Consider the following 15,576-nt stretch of genomic DNA (forward strand, 5'->3'; position numbering starts at 1 on the left):
TCCTTCCCTCGACCCCTCCGGGAGACCCGCCGTGACCGAGCAGCCCCTCTCCGAGCACACCGCAGATGTGATCGTCGTCGGAGCGGGCCCGGCCGGCTCGACCACCGCGTACTACCTGGCCAAGGCCGGACTCGACGTCCTGCTCCTGGAGAAGACCGCGTTCCCCCGCGAGAAGGTCTGCGGCGACGGCCTCACCCCGCGCGCCACCAAGCAGCTCGTCTCCATGGGCATCGACATCTCCGAAGAGGCCGGCTGGCTGCGGAACAAGGGCCTGCGGATCATCGGCGGCGGCGTCCGGCTCGAACTCGACTGGCCGGAGCTCGCCTCGTACCCGGACTACGGACTCGTCCGCAAGCGCGACGACTTCGACGAGCAGCTCGCCCGGCAGGCGCAGAAGGCCGGCGCGCGCCTCTACGAGCGCTGCAACGTCGGCGCGCCGATCATCGACGACCGTACGGGCCGCATCACCGGCGTGCACGCCAAGCTCGGCGAGGAGAAGCGCGAGGTCACCTTCCACGCCCCGCTCGTCGTCGCCGCCGACGGCAACTCCACCCGGCTCTCCCTCGCCATGGGCCTGCACCGGCGCGAGGACCGGCCGATGGGCGTCGCCGTCCGCACGTACTTCACCTCGCCCCGCCACGACGACGACTACCTGGAGTCCTGGCTGGAGCTGTGGGACCGGCGCGGCCCGCAGGACCGGCTGCTCCCCGGCTACGGCTGGATCTTCGGCATGGGCGACGGCACGTCCAACGTCGGCCTCGGCATCCTCAACTCCTCCTCCGCCTTCCGGGAGCTGGACTGGCGCGAGGTGCTCAAGGCCTGGTGCGCGTCGATGCCGGAGGACTGGGGCTACACCCCGGAGAACATGACGACGCCGATCCGCGGCGCCGCCCTCCCGATGGCCTTCAACCGCCAGCCGCACTACACCAAGGGCCTGCTGCTCGTCGGCGACGCGGGCGGCCTCGTCAACCCGTTCAACGGCGAGGGCATCGCGTACGCCATGGAGTCCGGCCAGATCGCGGCCGACGTCATCGTCCAGGCGCACGCCCGCGCCACCCCGGCCCAGCGCGAGCTGGCCCTGCGGAACTACCCGCAGATCCTCAAGGACACCTACGGCGGCTACTACACGCTGGGCCGCGCCTTCGTGAAGCTCATCGGCAACCCGAAGGTCATGAAGATCGCGACCCAGCGCGGTCTGACCCACCCGCTGCTGATGAAGTTCACGCTGAAGATGCTGGCGAATCTCACCGACCCGACGGGCGGCGACGCGATGGACCGCATCATCAACGGCCTGTCGAAGGTCGCGCCGAAGGCCTGACCCGCCGCGCCCGGTACGCCGAAGGGCCGTCGCTCCCCCGAGGAGTGGCGGCCCTTCGTCGTACGAGCGGGTGGATCAGAGGATGCGGACCGCGCCCGAGGGGGTGTCCCAGTCCATGGTGTGCTCGACGACGCCGCTGGACGGGTTCTGCGCGCCGACGTACTTGCCGCCGCCGACGTAGATGGCGACGTGGTACGAGCCGCTGCGGCTGCCCCAGTACAGGATGTCGCCCGGCTGCAGGTTGCTCAGGGAGACCTCGGTGCCCATGCTCGACTGCTCGTACGAGATGCGGGGCAGGTCGATGCCGGCCGCGCGGTAGGCGGCCTGGACGAGGCCGGAGCAGTCCCAGGAGTTGGGGCCGGTGCCGCCGGAGACGTACGCGTCGCCGATCTGGGCGCGGGCGAAGGCCACGATCGCGGCGGCGGAGCCGGTGGGGGCCTGCGTCTGGCTGCTGCTGCTCTCCGAGGCGGTGGAGCCGCTGTCGGACGACGACGAGCCGCTGTCGTTCGACGAGCTCGTGGTGGAGAGCTGGGTGCGCGCGGCGTCGCGGGAGGCGCGCTCCGCGGCCTCCTTGCGCTCCTGCTCGGCCTTGAGGCGGGCCTTCTCGGCGCGCTCGGCCGCGGCCTTGCGCTCGGCCTCGGCCTTCGCCTTCTTGGCCTCCTTGGCGGCCTTGTGCAGCGCCGCGTCCTCCAGCGTCTGGAGGTTCTGGTCGAGGGCCTCCTGCTGGGAGGCCTCCGCGGAGGCGGCGACGGCGCTGGCGAGGCCGCCGGCGGCGTCGAGCGAGCCCAGGGTGGGCATTTCGATGGTCTCGGTCACCGGCTCGGCATTCGCCGGCCCGGCAGCACCGGCCACCGCGATGGTGCCGAGGACGCCACCGGCAACTCCGGCACGGAGCGCGAGCTTCGAGGCGCTGCGGCGGGGCTTCCGGTGGCTGGGTATGTGAGCGGTGTGGGACATGGGTACAACCGCTATCAGGGCTTCACGGTTCCCTTCAAGAAACGTGCGTTGCGCCACAGTTGCGTTTGGAACGCCTGAATCCACTTCTGTGGCGGCCTTATTGACGCCGTAACGGGCAAATCGGGCACGGCCCATCCGGCCCTTGATCACGGGTTTTCAATGAAACGCCCGAATTGCCCGACGCTTACCACCTCTTGACGCCGATGGCCAAGCCCTCTTCTTTTGAGGTTCCTGTGAGGTGACGCAGGTCACATCATCGCCTGACGGATGCTCGTGAACGCGTGCACGCGTCCACCTCCGTACGCCCGACCCCCCGACCGGGCGATGGCCGGTTCCTTTATCACCCGGACGAGTCCATCGCCAATTTGCCTGCAGTGGCCAACACTTGATAGTGCGACACCCCTTCCGAGCAGCGTTTTCCGGTACGGATGTCACATCTGGTGACCACCTGGGTGCTTCGCGCAACAAGGTCACCGCTCATCCGACTTCATGATCCTTCGCCAGGTGGTGGAGATCACAAACTCCTTGCTGTACCCCGTGTCGCAGATCACATAGGGGCGGGCATAAGATGCGGGGCAGTCGGGCTTGTGAACTGCCTCACATGGGGGCGATCTTTCACGGCCGGCAGTGCGGTCCAACGGTCAAGGACGACTGGAAGGAGCGAGGAGCGTGAATGCGTACGCGCCCGTCCTCGTGCTCGGTGCCCTGGGTGCGGGGTTTGCGATCTTCTCCGTGGTCATGGCCACGCTTATCGGGCCAAAGCGGTACAACAGGGCCAAGCTTGAAGCGTACGAGTGCGGCATCGAGCCGACGCCCACTCCCGCCGGAGGCGGCCGCTTCCCGATCAAGTACTACCTGACGGCGATGCTCTTCATCGTCTTCGACATCGAGATCGTCTTCCTCTACCCCTGGGCCGTCACCTTCGACGCCCTGGGGCTTTTCGGGCTCGTGGAGATGTTGCTCTTCGTGCTCACCGTCTTCGTCGCCTACGCGTACGTGTGGCGGCGCGGCGGCCTGGAATGGGACTGAGGGGCTGAGGGGCACCTATGGGACTCGAAGAGAAACTCCCGAGCGGCTTTCTGCTGACGACGGTCGAACAGGCCGCGGGCTGGGTGCGCAAGGCGTCCGTGTTCCCCGCGACCTTCGGCCTCGCCTGCTGCGCCATCGAGATGATGACCACCGGAGCCGGCCGGTACGACCTGGCCCGCTTCGGCATGGAGGTCTTCCGCGGCTCGCCGCGCCAGGCCGACCTGATGATCGTCGCCGGCCGGGTCAGCCAGAAGATGGCGCCCGTCCTGCGGCAGGTCTACGACCAGATGCCCAACCCCAAGTGGGTCATCTCCATGGGCGTCTGCGCCTCCTCGGGCGGCATGTTCAACAACTACGCGATCGTCCAGGGCGTCGACCACATCGTGCCGGTCGACATCTACCTGCCCGGCTGCCCGCCGCGTCCGGAGATGCTCCTGGACGCGATCCTCAAGCTCCACCAGAAGATCCAGACCTCCAAGCTCGGCGTGAACGCCGAGGAGGCGGCCCGCGAGGCGGAGGAGGCGGCGCTCAAGGCGCTGCCGACGATCGAACTGAAGGGTCTGCTGAGGTGACCGACGCACGCGCGGCCGCCGGGCCGCAGACGACAACGAAGGCCGCACCTCTGCGCCGCGTGGGCGGAGAAGGGAACAGGGCTGCACAGTGAGCGACGAAACCCCGAACCCCGAGAAGGACCTCAGCGCGCAGAACCTGCCGGGCCAGCGCGGGGACCACGGCGAGGAGGTCCGCGTCCAGCGCGGCATGTTCGGCGCCAACAACGGCGGCGACACCTCCGGCTACGGCGGCCTCGTCCGCTCCGTCCGGCTCCCCGGCCCGGCCGTCCGCCCGTACGGCGGCTGGTTCGACGAGGTCGCCGACGAGCTGGAGGGCGCCCTGGAGGAGCAGGGACTCCTCCCTGAGAACGCCATCGAGAAGACGGTCGTCGACCGCGGCGAGCTCACCTTCCACATCGAGCGCGAGCACCTCGTCCGCGTGGCCCGCACCCTGCGCGACGACCCGGCCCTGCGCTTCGAGCTGTGTACGGGCGTCTCCGGCGTCCACTACCCCGGTGACAAGGGTCGCGAGCTGCACGCCGTCTACCACCTGCGCTCGATCACCCACGGCCGGCTGATCCGCCTGGAGGTCTCGGCCCCGGACGCCGAGCCGCACATCCCGTCCCTCGTCGCCGTCTACCCGACGAACGACTGGCACGAGCGCGAGACGTACGACTTCTTCGGCATCGTCTTCGACGGCCACCCCGCCCTCACCCGGATCATGATGCCGGACGACTGGCAGGGCCACCCGCAGCGCAAGGACTACCCCCTCGGCGGCATCGCCGTCGAGTACAAGGGCGCCCAGATCCCGGCTCCGGACCAGCGGAGGTCGTACAGCTGATGTCCACCGAACACGCGTCTCCCCGCGAGACCACCGAAGGCGCCGTCTACACGGTGACCGGCGGCGACTGGGAAGAGGTCGTCCAGTCCGCCGCGAAGGCCGACGACGAGCGCATCATCGTCAACATGGGGCCCCAGCACCCGTCCACCCATGGCGTGCTCCGCCTGATCCTGGAGATCGACGGCGAGACCGTCACCGAGGCACGCTGCGGCATCGGCTACCTCCACACCGGCATCGAGAAGAACCTCGAGTACCGGACCTGGACGCAGGGCACCACCTTCGTCACGCGCATGGACTACCTCACCTCGTTCTACAACGAGACGGCGTACTGCCTGGGCGTGGAGAAGCTCCTCGGCATCACCGAGCAGATCCCGGACCGCGCCAGCGTCATCCGGGTCCTGCTCATGGAGCTGAACCGGCTCTCCTCGCACCTGGTGTGCATCGCCACCGGCGGCATGGAGCTCGGCGCCACCACGATCATGATCTACGGCTTCCGGGACCGCGAGATGATCCTGGACCTGTACGAGCTGATCACCGGCCTGCGCATGAACCACGCGTTCATCCGCCCCGGCGGCCTCGCCCAGGACCTCCCGCCCGGCGCCGTCGACGCCGTGCGCGAGTTCGTGAAGACCATGAAGAAGAACCTGCCGGAGTACGACAAGCTCGCCACCGGCAACCCCATCTTCAAGGCCCGCATGCAGGACGTCGGCTACCTCGACCTCACCGGCTGCATGGCCCTCGGCGCCACCGGACCGATCCTCCGCTCGGCGGGCCTCCCGCACGACCTGCGGAAGACCGACCCGTACTGCGGCTACGAGAACTACGACTTCGAGATCCCGACCGCCGACACCTGCGACTCCTACGGACGCTTCCTCGTCCGCCTGGAGGAGATGCGGCAGTCCCTGCGGATCGTCGAGCAGTGCCTCGACCGCCTGGCGCCAGGACCGGTCATGGTCGGCGACAAGAAGATCGCCTGGCCGGCGCAGCTCGCCCTCGGCCCGGACGGCCTCGGCAACTCCACCGACCACATCGCGAAGATCATGGGCACCTCCATGGAGGCCCTGATCCACCACTTCAAGCTGGTCACCGAGGGCTTCCGGGTCCCCGCCGGGCAGGCCTACGCGGCCGTCGAGTCGCCCAAGGGCGAGCTCGGCGTCCACGTCGTCTCCGACGGCGGCACCCGCCCGTACCGGGTCCACTTCCGCGACCCGTCCTTCACCAACCTCCAGGCCATGGCCGCGATGTGCGAGGGCGGCCAGGTCGCCGACGTCATCGTCGCCGTCGCCTCCATCGACCCCGTGATGGGAGGCGTCGACCGATGACGGAGAACGTCAGCCTCGGGATGCCCCGGCTTCCCGCGCCCCCGTACCCGGCGGACGTCCACGCCCGGCTCACCGAGGACGCGAAGGCGATCATCGCCCGCTACCCGGACTCCCGCTCCGCGCTCCTGCCGATGCTGCACCTCGTGCAGTCGGAGGAGGGCCACGTGACCCGTACCGGCATGGCCTTCTGCGCCGACACCCTCGGCCTGACCACCGCCGAGGTCACCGCCGTCGCCACCTTCTACACGATGTACCGGCGCAAGCCCTCCGGCGACTACCAGGTCGGCGTCTGTACGAACACGCTCTGCGCGGTCATGGGCGGCGACGCCATCTTCGAGGAACTCAAGCAGCACCTCGGCGTCGGCAACGACCAGACCACCGAGGACGGCAAGATCACCCTCGAGCACATCGAGTGCAACGCGGCCTGCGACTTCGCGCCCGTCGTGATGGTCAACTGGGAGTTCTTCGACAACCAGACGCCCGAGTCCGCCAAGAAGATGGTCGACGACCTCCGGGCCGGACGCACCGTCGAACCCACCCGCGGCGCCCCGCTCTGCACCTTCAAGGAGACCGCCCGCATCCTCGCCGGCTTCCCCGACGAGCGCCCCGGCGCCGTCGAGGCCACCGGCGGAGCCGGACCCGCCTCCCTCGTCGGGCTGCGCCTGGCCAAGGGCGAGAAGCCGCACCACCGAATCGTCCACCCGCGTGGTGAGACCTCCGGACAGGAGGGGGAGGAATGACCTTGGCCGCCGAGATCAACAACAGCAGTCCCGAGAAGCTGCTCGCACCCGTCCTGTCGGCCTTCTGGGACCAGCCCGACTCCTGGACCCTGGAGACCTACCGGCGGCACGAGGGCTACGAAGGCCTGCGCAAGGCCCTCGCGATGAGCCCCGACGACCTCATCGCGTACGTCAAGGAATCCGGCCTCCGCGGACGCGGCGGCGCCGGCTTCCCCACCGGCATGAAGTGGCAGTTCATCCCGCAGGGCGACGGCAAGCCCCACTACCTCGTCGTCAACGCCGACGAGTCCGAGCCCGGCACCTGCAAGGACATCCCCCTCCTCTTCGCCAACCCGCACTCCCTCATCGAGGGCATCGTGATCGCCTGCTACGCGATCCGCTCGAACCACGCCTTCATCTATCTGCGCGGCGAGGTCGTCCCCGTCCTGCGCCGCCTGCACGAGGCCGTCCGCGAGGCCTACGCCGCCGGCTACCTCGGCACGAACATCCTCGGCAGCGGACTCGACCTCGAACTCACCGTGCACGCCGGCGCCGGCGCGTACATCTGCGGTGAGGAGACCGCACTGCTCGACTCGCTCGAAGGGCGCCGCGGCCAGCCCCGGCTGCGACCCCCCTTCCCCGCGGTCGCCGGTCTGTACGCCTGCCCCACTGTGGTGAACAACGTCGAATCCATCGCCTCGGTTCCCGCGATCCTGAACAAGGGCAAGGACTGGTTCACGTCCATGGGGACGGAGAAGTCCCCGGGCTTCACCCTCTACTCGCTCAGCGGGCACGTCGCCTCGCCCGGCCAGTACGAGGCCCCCCTCGGCATCACCCTGCGCCAGCTCCTCGACATGAGCGGCGGCATGCGCCCCGGCCACCGGCTCAAGTTCTGGACCCCGGGCGGTTCCTCCACCCCGATGTTCACCGACGAGCACCTCGACGTGCCCCTCGACTACGAGGGCGTCGGCGCCGCCGGCTCCATGCTCGGCACCAAGGCGCTCCAGTGCTTCGACGAGACCACCTGTGTCGTCCGGGCCGTCACCCGCTGGACCGAGTTCTACGCCCACGAGTCCTGCGGCAAGTGCACGCCCTGCCGCGAGGGCACGTACTGGCTCGTCCAGCTGCTCCGCGACATCGAGGCCGGCAAGGGGAAGACGTCCGACCTCGACAAGCTGGGCGACATCGCCGACAACATCAACGGCAAGTCGTTCTGCGCCCTCGGCGACGGCGCCGCCTCGCCGATCTTCTCCTCCCTGAAGTACTTCCGCGAGGAGTACGAGCAGCACATCACGGGCAAGGGCTGCCCCTTCGACCCGGCCAAGTCGACCGCCTGGGCGGACAACCACAAGGAGGTGACCGCATGACCGTCACCACGGCCGGCTCGGCGGGCGGCGGCAGCCCTGCCGTACCGCCGGAGGACCTCGTGACGCTGACCATCGACGGCATCGAGATCTCCGTCCCCAAGGGGACGCTGGTCATCCGCGCCGCCGAACAGCTCGGCATCGAGATCCCGCGCTTCTGCGACCACCCGCTCCTCGACCCCGCCGGCGCCTGCCGCCAGTGCATCGTCGAGGTCGAGGGCCAGCGCAAGCCCATGGCCTCCTGCACCATCACCTGCACCGACGGCATGGTGGTGAAGTCCCAGCTGACCTCGCCCGTCGCCGAGAAGGCCCAGCACGGCGTGATGGAGCTGCTGCTCGTCAACCACCCGCTCGACTGCCCGGTCTGCGACAAGGGCGGCGAGTGCCCCCTGCAGAACCAGGCCATGTCCCACGGACAGGCCGAGTCCCGCTTCGAGGGCGTCAAGCGGACGTACGAGAAGCCGATCCCGATCTCCACGCAGGTGCTGCTCGACCGCGAGCGGTGCGTCCTGTGCGCCCGCTGCACCCGCTTCTCCAACCAGGTCGCGGGCGACCCGATGATCGAGCTCATCGAGCGCGGCGCGCTCCAGCAGGTCGGCACCGGCGAGGGCGACCCCTTCGAGTCGTACTTCTCCGGCAACACCATCCAGATCTGCCCGGTCGGCGCCCTCACCTCGGCCGCCTACCGCTTCCGCTCCCGCCCCTTCGACCTGGTCTCCTCGCCGTCCGTCTGCGAGCACTGCGCCGGTGGCTGCGCCACCCGCACCGACCACCGGCGCGGCAAGGTCATGCGGCGGCTCGCCGCCGAGGACCCCGAGGTCAACGAGGAGTGGATCTGCGACAAGGGCCGCTTCGGCTTCCGGTACGCCCAGCAGCGCGACCGGCTCACCACCCCGCTCGTGCGGAACGCCGACACCGGTGAGCTGGAGCCCGCGTCCTGGCCCGAGGCCCTGGAGGCCGCCGCCCGCGGGCTGGTCCGCGGCCGGACCGGCGTCCTGACCGGCGGCAGGCTGACCGTCGAGGACTCCTACGCGTACGCCAAGTTCGCCCGGGTCGCCCTCGACACCAACGACATCGACTTCCGGGCCCGGATCCACTCCGGCGAGGAGGCCGACTTCCTGGCCTCCGCCGTCGCGGGCCGGGGACGGGACCTGGACGGGTCGGGCGTCACGTACACCTCGCTCGAAGCGGCCCCGGCGGTGCTCCTCGTCGGCCTGGAGTCCGAGGAGGAGGCCCCCGGCGTCTTCCTGCGGCTCCGCAAGGCCTGGCGCAAGCACGGCCAGAAGACGTACGCCGTCGCCCCGTTCGCGACCCGGGGCCTGGAGAAGACGGGCGGCACCCTGCTGCCCGCCGCCCCCGGCACCGAGACCGAGTGGCTCGACGCCCTCACCTCCCGGGTCGGGCTCTCCGAGGACGGCGCCGCCGCGGCCGAGGCCCTCCGCCAGGAGGGTGCCGTCATCGCCGTCGGCGAGCGCCTCGCGGGCGTGCCCGGCGCGCTCACCGCCGCCCTCCGCGCCTCCGTCGCCACCGGCGCCCGCCTCGTGTGGATCCCGCGCCGCGCCGGCGAGCGCGGCGCCGTCGAGGCCGGTGCGCTGCCGGCGCTGCTGCCCGGCGGCCGGCCCGCGACCGATCCCCGCGCGCGTGAGGAGGTCGCCGCCGCCTGGGGCGTCCGCGAACTCCCGCACCGCTACGGCCGCGACACCGGCCAGATCCTGGAGGCCGCCGCCGGCGGCGAACTCGCCGCGCTGCTCGTCGCCGGCGTCGAGGTCGTCGACCTGCCGGACCCGGCACGCGCGCGTGAGGCCCTCGACACGGCCTTCGTGGTCTCCCTGGAGCTGCGGCCGAGCGAGGTCACCGAGCGCGCCGACGTGGTCCTGCCGGTCGCGGCCGTCGCCGAGAAGCCCGGCACCTTCCTCAACTGGGAGGGCAGGGCCCGGCTCTTCGAGGCCGCGCTCAAGCCCGAGCAGATGACGAGGCCGCTCGCGCCGACCGACGCCCGCGTCCTCCACATGCTGGCCGACGCCCTCGACGTCCACCTCGGCCTGCCCGACCTGCGGTCGGCCCGCCGGGAGCTGGACCGGCTCGGCGGCTGGACCGAGGAGCGGGCGACCGAGCCCAGCTCGCCCGGTCAGCCGGCGCCCCGGCCCGGCGAGGGCGAGGCCGTCCTCGCCGGACACCGCCTCCTCCTCGACCTGGGCAGGCTCCAGGAGGGCGACACCGCCCTGGCCGGCACCCGGCACGCCGCGGTCGCCCGGCTCTCCGCCGCCACCGCCGCCGACACCGGCGTCAAGGACGGCGACGTCCTGGAGGTGACCGGCCCCGCGGGCTCCGTCGCCTTCCCGCTCCAGGTCACCGAGATGCCCGACCGCGTCGTCTGGCTCCCGCTGAACTCGAAGGGCCGGGGCGTCCTCTCCGACACCGGCGCCCACCCCGGCGACCTGGTCCGCATCGGCCCGGCGACCTCGCAGGAGGTGCAGGCATGACCCCGAACGTCCTCGCGGCCGAAGACCTGTCCATGTTCGGCACGGACCCCTGGTGGCTCGTGCTGATCAAGGCGGTCTTCTGCTTCGCCTTCCTGATGGTCACCGTGCTCTTCTCCATCGTGTGGGAGCGCAAGGTCGTCGCCTGGATGCAGCTGCGCATCGGCCCCAACCGGCACGGCCCCTGGGGTCTCCTCCAGTCCCTCGCGGACGGCGTCAAGCTGATGCTCAAGGAGGACGTGATCGTCAGGAAGGCCGACAAGGTCGTCTACGTCCTCGCCCCGATCGTCGCCGCGATCCCCGCCTTCATGGCGATCGCCGTGATCCCCTTCGGCCCGGCCGGCAACGAGGTCTCGATCTTCGGCCACCGCACGGCGATGCAGCTCACCGACCTGCCGATCGCGATGCTGTACGTCCTCGCGGTCGCCTCCGTCGGCATCTACGGCATCGTCCTCGCCGGCTGGTCCTCCGGCTCCACGTACCCGCTGCTCGGCGGCCTCCGCTCCTGCGCGCAGATGATCTCGTACGAGATCGCCATGGGCGCGGCCTTCGCCTCCGTCTTCCTCTACTCCGGGTCGATGTCGACCTCGAAGATCGTCGAGGCGCAGGCGGACCGCTGGTTCGTGATCCTGCTGCCGGTCTCGTTCATCATCTACATCGTCACGATGGTCGGCGAGACGAACCGCGCCCCGTTCGACATGCCGGAGTCCGAGGGCGACCTCGTCGGCGGCTTCAACACCGAGTACTCGTCCATCAAGTTCGCGATGTTCATGCTCGCCGAGTACGTGAACATGGTGACGGTCTCGGCCGTGTCGGTGACCCTCTTCCTGGGCGGCTGGCGGGCCCCGTACCCGGTCTCCACCTTCTGGGAGGGCGCGAACCACGGCTGGTGGCCGATGCTCTGGTTCGTCATCAAGGTGCAGCTGCTGCTGTTCTTCTTCATCTGGCTCCGCGGCACCCTGCCCCGCGTCCGCTACGACCAGCTGATGAAGCTCGGCTGGAAGGTCCTCATCCCGGTCGCCGTGGTCTGGCTGATGCTGGTCGCCACCGTCCGCGCGCTGCGGAACGAGAACATCGCCTTCTCCAACATCGTGCTGTACGTGGCCGGTGCCGTCCTCGCGCTGCTCCTCCTCTCCTTCCTGTACGACGCGTTCCGTGACCGGAAGGCGAAGGAGGCCGCGGCCGGACCCGCCGAGGAGCGGGCCTTCGACCCGATGGCGGGCGGCTTCCCCGTACCGCCCAAGCCCGGACAGTCCCTGCCGCCCGTGCCGCGGCGCAGGCCCCGGCGCGAACGGGACCTCGTTGTCAGTGGTGGCCCCGATACTGCTACCGAGAGTGATGAAAGGGGGACGGACGGTGTCTGATTTCCAGAATCCGGTGGCCGGCTTCGGCGTGACCTTCAAGGCCATGTTCAAGAAGCGGCTGACCGAGCAGTACCCGGAGCAGCAGAAGACGACGGCGCCCCGCTTCCACGGACGGCACCAGCTCAACCGTCACCCCGACGGCCTGGAGAAGTGCGTCGGCTGCGAGCTGTGCGCCTGGGCCTGTCCCGCCGACGCGATCTACGTGGAGGGCGCGGACAACACCGACGAGGAGCGCTACTCGCCGGGCGAGCGGTACGGCCGCGTCTACCAGATCAACTACGCCCGCTGCATCCTGTGCGGGCTGTGCATCGAGGCGTGCCCCACACGCGCGCTGACGATGACCAACGAGTTCGAGCTGGCCGACTCCTCCCGCGAGGCCCTGATCTACACCAAGGAGCAGCTCCTCGCGGGCCTGGAGGAGGAGATGGTCGACACCCCGCACGCGATCTTCCCGGGGATGACCGAGCAGGACTACTACAAGGGCCTGGTCACCGGGGCCGCGCCCGGCACCGTCCGTCAGGTCGCGGTGTCCAAGGGGGAGAAGGGCGAGCCGGAGGGGGCGGACGCATGAGCGCGAACCTCGCGGCGTACACGACGTCCTCCGGTGAGGCCTTCCAGTTCTGGGTCCTCGGCACCGTCGCCGTCGTCGGCGCGCTGTCCACGATCCTGATGAAGAAGGCCGTGCACTCGGCGCTCTCCCTCGCCGGGACCATGATCGTCCTGGCGGTCTTCTACCTCGCCAACGGCGCGTACTTCCTCGGCATCGTCCAGATCGTCGTCTACACCGGCGCGATCATGATGCTCTTCCTCTTCGTCGTCATGCTGGTCGGCGTCACGGCCGCGGACTCGCTGAAGGAGACCATCAAGGGCCAGCGCTGGTGGGCCGTCGCCTGCGGCCTCGGCTTCGGCATCCTGCTCTCCGCCGGCATCGGCAACGCCTCGCTGACGGAGTTCGCCGGACTCGGCACGGCCAACAGCGCGCACGGCGGGAACGTCGAGGGCCTCGCCGCCCTCATCTTCACCAAGTACGTCTTCGCCTTCGAGATCACCGGCGCGCTGCTGATCACCGCCGCCGTCGGCGCGATGGTGCTCACCCACCGGGAGCGCACCGAGCGGGCCCGCACCCAGCGCGAGCTCTCCGAGCAGCGCGTCCGCGAGGGCAAGCACGTGCCGCCGCTGCCCGCGCCCGGTGTGTACGCCCGGCACAACGCCGTCGACATCGCCGGTCTGCTGCCCGACGGCACCGCGGCGGAGCTCACCGTCATGGGGACCCTGCGCAAGCGGGGCCAGATCCGGGACGTGTCCCCCGAGGCCCTCGCGGACCTCAAGGCGCTTGAGCAGCGTGCGGCCGAGCGCCTGGGCCGCGAAGAGGAGGCTTCTCGGTGAATCCCGTCAACTACCTGTACCTGGCCGCCCTGTTGTTCACCATCGGTGCGGCCGGGGTCCTGATCCGGCGCAACGCGATCGTCCTGTTCATGTGCGTGGAGCTCATGCTCAACGCCTGCAACCTCGCGTTCGTCACCTTCTCCCGCATGCACGGCAACCTCGACGGCCAGATCATCGCCTTCTTCACGATGGTCGTCGCCGCCGCGGAGGTCGTCGTCGGGCTCGCGATCATCGTGTCCGTCTTCCGTGCCCGCCACTCGGCCTCGGTCGACGACGCCAGCCTGATGAAGCTGTGAGGGGCTGACCGTGGAAAATCTCATTGCGCTGCTCATCGGGGCGCCCCTGCTCGGGGCGGCGGTGCTGCTCTGCGGCGGCCGGCGACTCGACAAGGCCGGGCACTGGCTCGGCACGCTGCTCGCGGCCGTGTCCTTCGTGATCGGCCTCGCGCTCTTCGCCGACATGCTCGGCAAGAGCGCCGACGACCGGGCCCTGCACCAGACGCTCTACACCTGGATCCCCGTCGAGGGCTTCCGGGCGGACATGGCCTTCCAGCTCGACCAGCTGTCGATGACCTTCGTCCTGCTGATCACCGGGGTCGGCACGCTCATCCACGTCTACTCCATCGGCTACATGGAGCACGACGAGCGCCGCCGCCGCTTCTTCGGCTACCTCAACCTGTTCGTCGCGGCGATGCTCCTGCTCGTCCTCGCCGACAACTACCTGCTCCTGTACTTCGGCTGGGAGGGCGTCGGCCTCGCCTCGTACCTCCTGATCGGCTTCTGGCAGCACAAGCCCACCGCGGCCACCGCCGCGAAGAAGGCCTTCCTGGTCAACCGGGTCGGCGACATGGGCCTCTCCATCGCCATCATGATCATGTTCACCACCTTCGGGACCTTCGCCTTCGGGCCGGTCCTGGAGGCGAGCGGACAGGCCTCCGAGGGCAAGCTGACCGCGATCGGCCTGATGCTGCTCCTCGCCGCCTGCGGCAAGTCGGCCCAGGTGCCGCTGCAGTCCTGGCTCGGGGACGCGATGGAGGGCCCGACCCCGGTCTCGGCCCTCATCCACGCGGCCACGATGGTGACCGCTGGCGTGTACCTGATCGTCCGCTCCGCCGACATCTTCAACGCCGCGCCGGACGCCCAGCTCGTCGTCACCGTCGTCGGAGCGGTCACGCTCCTCTTCGGTGCGATCGTCGGTTGCGCGAAGGACGACATCAAGAAGGCCCTCGCCGGTTCGACGATGTCGCAGATCGGCTACATGATCCTGGCGGCCGGCCTCGGCCCCATCGGCTACGTCTTCGCGATCATGCACCTGGTCACGCACGGCTTCTTCAAGGCCGGGCTCTTCCTCGGTGCCGGATCCGTCATGCACGGCATGAACGACGAGGTCGACATGCGGAAGTACGGCGGCCTGCGGAAGTACATGCCGGTCACCTTCGTCACCTTCGGCCTCGGCTACCTCGCGATCATCGGCTTCCCCGGTCTGTCCGGCTTCTTCTCCAAGGACAAGATCATCGAGGCGGCCTTCGCCAAGGGCGGCACCGAGGGCTGGATCCTCGGCGCGGTCACCCTGCTCGGCGCGGCCATCACCGCGTACTACATGACCCGCGTGATGCTGATGACCTTCTTCGGCGAGAAGCGCTGGCAGCCGGCCCCGGACGCCGACCAGGTGCCCAGCGCCGAGCCGGCCGCCGAGCACGCGGCGGGCGAGATGCCCCACCCGCACGAGTCGCCCAAGTCGATGGTCATCCCGATGATCCTGCTGGCCGTCGGCTCGGTCGCCGGTGGTGCGATCTTCGAGTTCTCCGGGTTCGTCGAGTGGCTGGAGCCGGTCACCGGCTTCGAGCACGGCCACGCGCCGATCAGCGCCGCCGCCGTCACCGCCGCCACCGTCGCCGTCATGGTGATCGGCGTCGGCCTCGCGTACCTCCAGTACGGCCGCAGGCCCGTCCCGGTGGTCGCCCCGCGCGGCTCGCTCCTCACCCGGGCCGCCCGCCGCGACCTGCTCCAGGACGACTTCAACCACGCCGTCTTCGTCACCGGCGGCACGCACCTGACCCGCTCGCTGGTCTACGTCGACCACAGCCTGGTCGACGGCGTCGTCAACGGCACCGCGGCCTCCGTCGGCGGACTCTCCGGCCGGCTGCGCAAGCTCCAGAACGGCTACGCCCGCTCGTACGCGGTCTCCATGTTCGGAGGTACGGCGGTGCTGATCGCCGCGACCCTGCTGATGAGGGCGGTGTAAC

The 15,576-nt window shown here is 69.8% G+C and carries 14 protein-coding genes; 13 read left to right on the forward strand and 1 reads right to left on the reverse strand.

Annotation, left to right across the window (positions count from 1 at the left end; all coding sequences use genetic code 11):
- The first annotated feature begins 31 nt into the window (after positions 1–31).
- Entirely contained in the window at positions 32–1,318 is a 1,287-nt protein-coding gene (locus SVTN_RS22265; protein WP_041130685.1) for a geranylgeranyl reductase family protein, read from the forward strand.
- Between the two features lie 75 nt (positions 1,319–1,393).
- Here the strand turns inward: SVTN_RS22265 and SVTN_RS22270 are convergent, their stop codons facing one another.
- Positions 1,394–2,275, reverse strand: coding sequence for a C40 family peptidase (locus tag SVTN_RS22270; protein ID WP_041130686.1), 882 nt, complete (start codon positions 2,273–2,275; stop codon positions 1,394–1,396).
- A gap of 669 nt (positions 2,276–2,944) precedes the next feature.
- Here SVTN_RS22270 and SVTN_RS22275 point away from each other — a divergent pair.
- The 12 genes from SVTN_RS22275 to nuoL all read left to right on the forward strand — a co-directional run bounded on the left by SVTN_RS22275 (position 2,945) and on the right by nuoL (position 15,575).
- Positions 2,945–3,304: an NADH-quinone oxidoreductase subunit A gene (locus tag SVTN_RS22275; protein ID WP_019888619.1), complete on the forward strand. Its 360-nt coding sequence runs from the start codon at positions 2,945–2,947 to the stop codon at positions 3,302–3,304.
- A gap of 17 nt (positions 3,305–3,321) precedes the next feature.
- On the forward strand, positions 3,322–3,876 hold the full coding sequence (locus SVTN_RS22280) for a NuoB/complex I 20 kDa subunit family protein (RefSeq protein WP_024756031.1): 555 nt from the start codon (positions 3,322–3,324) through the stop codon (positions 3,874–3,876).
- 88 nt (positions 3,877–3,964) lie between these two features.
- Positions 3,965–4,696: an NADH-quinone oxidoreductase subunit C gene (locus SVTN_RS22285; RefSeq protein ID WP_041130687.1), complete on the forward strand. Its 732-nt coding sequence runs from the start codon at positions 3,965–3,967 to the stop codon at positions 4,694–4,696.
- Positions 4,696–6,018 (forward strand): NADH-quinone oxidoreductase subunit D, encoded by a 1,323-nt coding sequence (locus SVTN_RS22290; RefSeq protein WP_041130688.1) that lies wholly within the window; start codon positions 4,696–4,698, stop codon positions 6,016–6,018. Before SVTN_RS22285 ends, SVTN_RS22290 begins: the two co-directional genes overlap by 1 nt.
- Positions 6,015–6,758, forward strand: coding sequence for an NADH-quinone oxidoreductase subunit NuoE (gene nuoE / locus SVTN_RS22295; RefSeq protein ID WP_041130689.1), 744 nt, complete (start codon positions 6,015–6,017; stop codon positions 6,756–6,758). The genes SVTN_RS22290 and nuoE overlap by 4 nt, the downstream gene beginning before the upstream one ends.
- Entirely contained in the window at positions 6,755–8,104 is a 1,350-nt protein-coding gene (gene nuoF / locus SVTN_RS22300) for an NADH-quinone oxidoreductase subunit NuoF (RefSeq protein ID WP_041130690.1), read from the forward strand. The genes nuoE and nuoF overlap by 4 nt, the downstream gene beginning before the upstream one ends.
- A complete protein-coding gene (locus SVTN_RS22305; protein ID WP_041130691.1) occupies positions 8,101–10,584 on the forward strand; it encodes an NADH-quinone oxidoreductase subunit G in 2,484 nt (827 codons plus the stop codon). Before nuoF ends, SVTN_RS22305 begins: the two co-directional genes overlap by 4 nt.
- On the forward strand, positions 10,581–11,945 hold the full coding sequence (gene nuoH / locus SVTN_RS22310; RefSeq protein WP_041130692.1) for an NADH-quinone oxidoreductase subunit NuoH: 1,365 nt from the start codon (positions 10,581–10,583) through the stop codon (positions 11,943–11,945). The genes SVTN_RS22305 and nuoH overlap by 4 nt, the downstream gene beginning before the upstream one ends.
- Positions 11,920–12,516, forward strand: a complete 597-nt coding sequence (gene nuoI / locus SVTN_RS22315) for an NADH-quinone oxidoreductase subunit NuoI (protein ID WP_041130693.1) — start codon at positions 11,920–11,922, stop codon at positions 12,514–12,516. Before nuoH ends, nuoI begins: the two co-directional genes overlap by 26 nt.
- Positions 12,513–13,331 (forward strand): NADH-quinone oxidoreductase subunit J, encoded by an 819-nt coding sequence (locus tag SVTN_RS22320; RefSeq protein ID WP_041130694.1) that lies wholly within the window; start codon positions 12,513–12,515, stop codon positions 13,329–13,331. The genes nuoI and SVTN_RS22320 overlap by 4 nt, the downstream gene beginning before the upstream one ends.
- A complete protein-coding gene (gene nuoK, locus SVTN_RS22325) occupies positions 13,328–13,627 on the forward strand; it encodes an NADH-quinone oxidoreductase subunit NuoK (RefSeq protein WP_014178692.1) in 300 nt (99 codons plus the stop codon). The genes SVTN_RS22320 and nuoK overlap by 4 nt, the downstream gene beginning before the upstream one ends.
- 10 nt (positions 13,628–13,637) lie before the next feature.
- On the forward strand, positions 13,638–15,575 hold the full coding sequence (nuoL, locus tag SVTN_RS22330) for an NADH-quinone oxidoreductase subunit L (protein WP_041130695.1): 1,938 nt from the start codon (positions 13,638–13,640) through the stop codon (positions 15,573–15,575).
- Position 15,576 lies beyond the last annotated feature (1 nt).

This window comes from Streptomyces vietnamensis (assembly GCF_000830005.1).
GTDB classification, from domain to species: Bacteria; Actinomycetota; Actinomycetes; order Streptomycetales; family Streptomycetaceae; genus Streptomyces; species Streptomyces vietnamensis.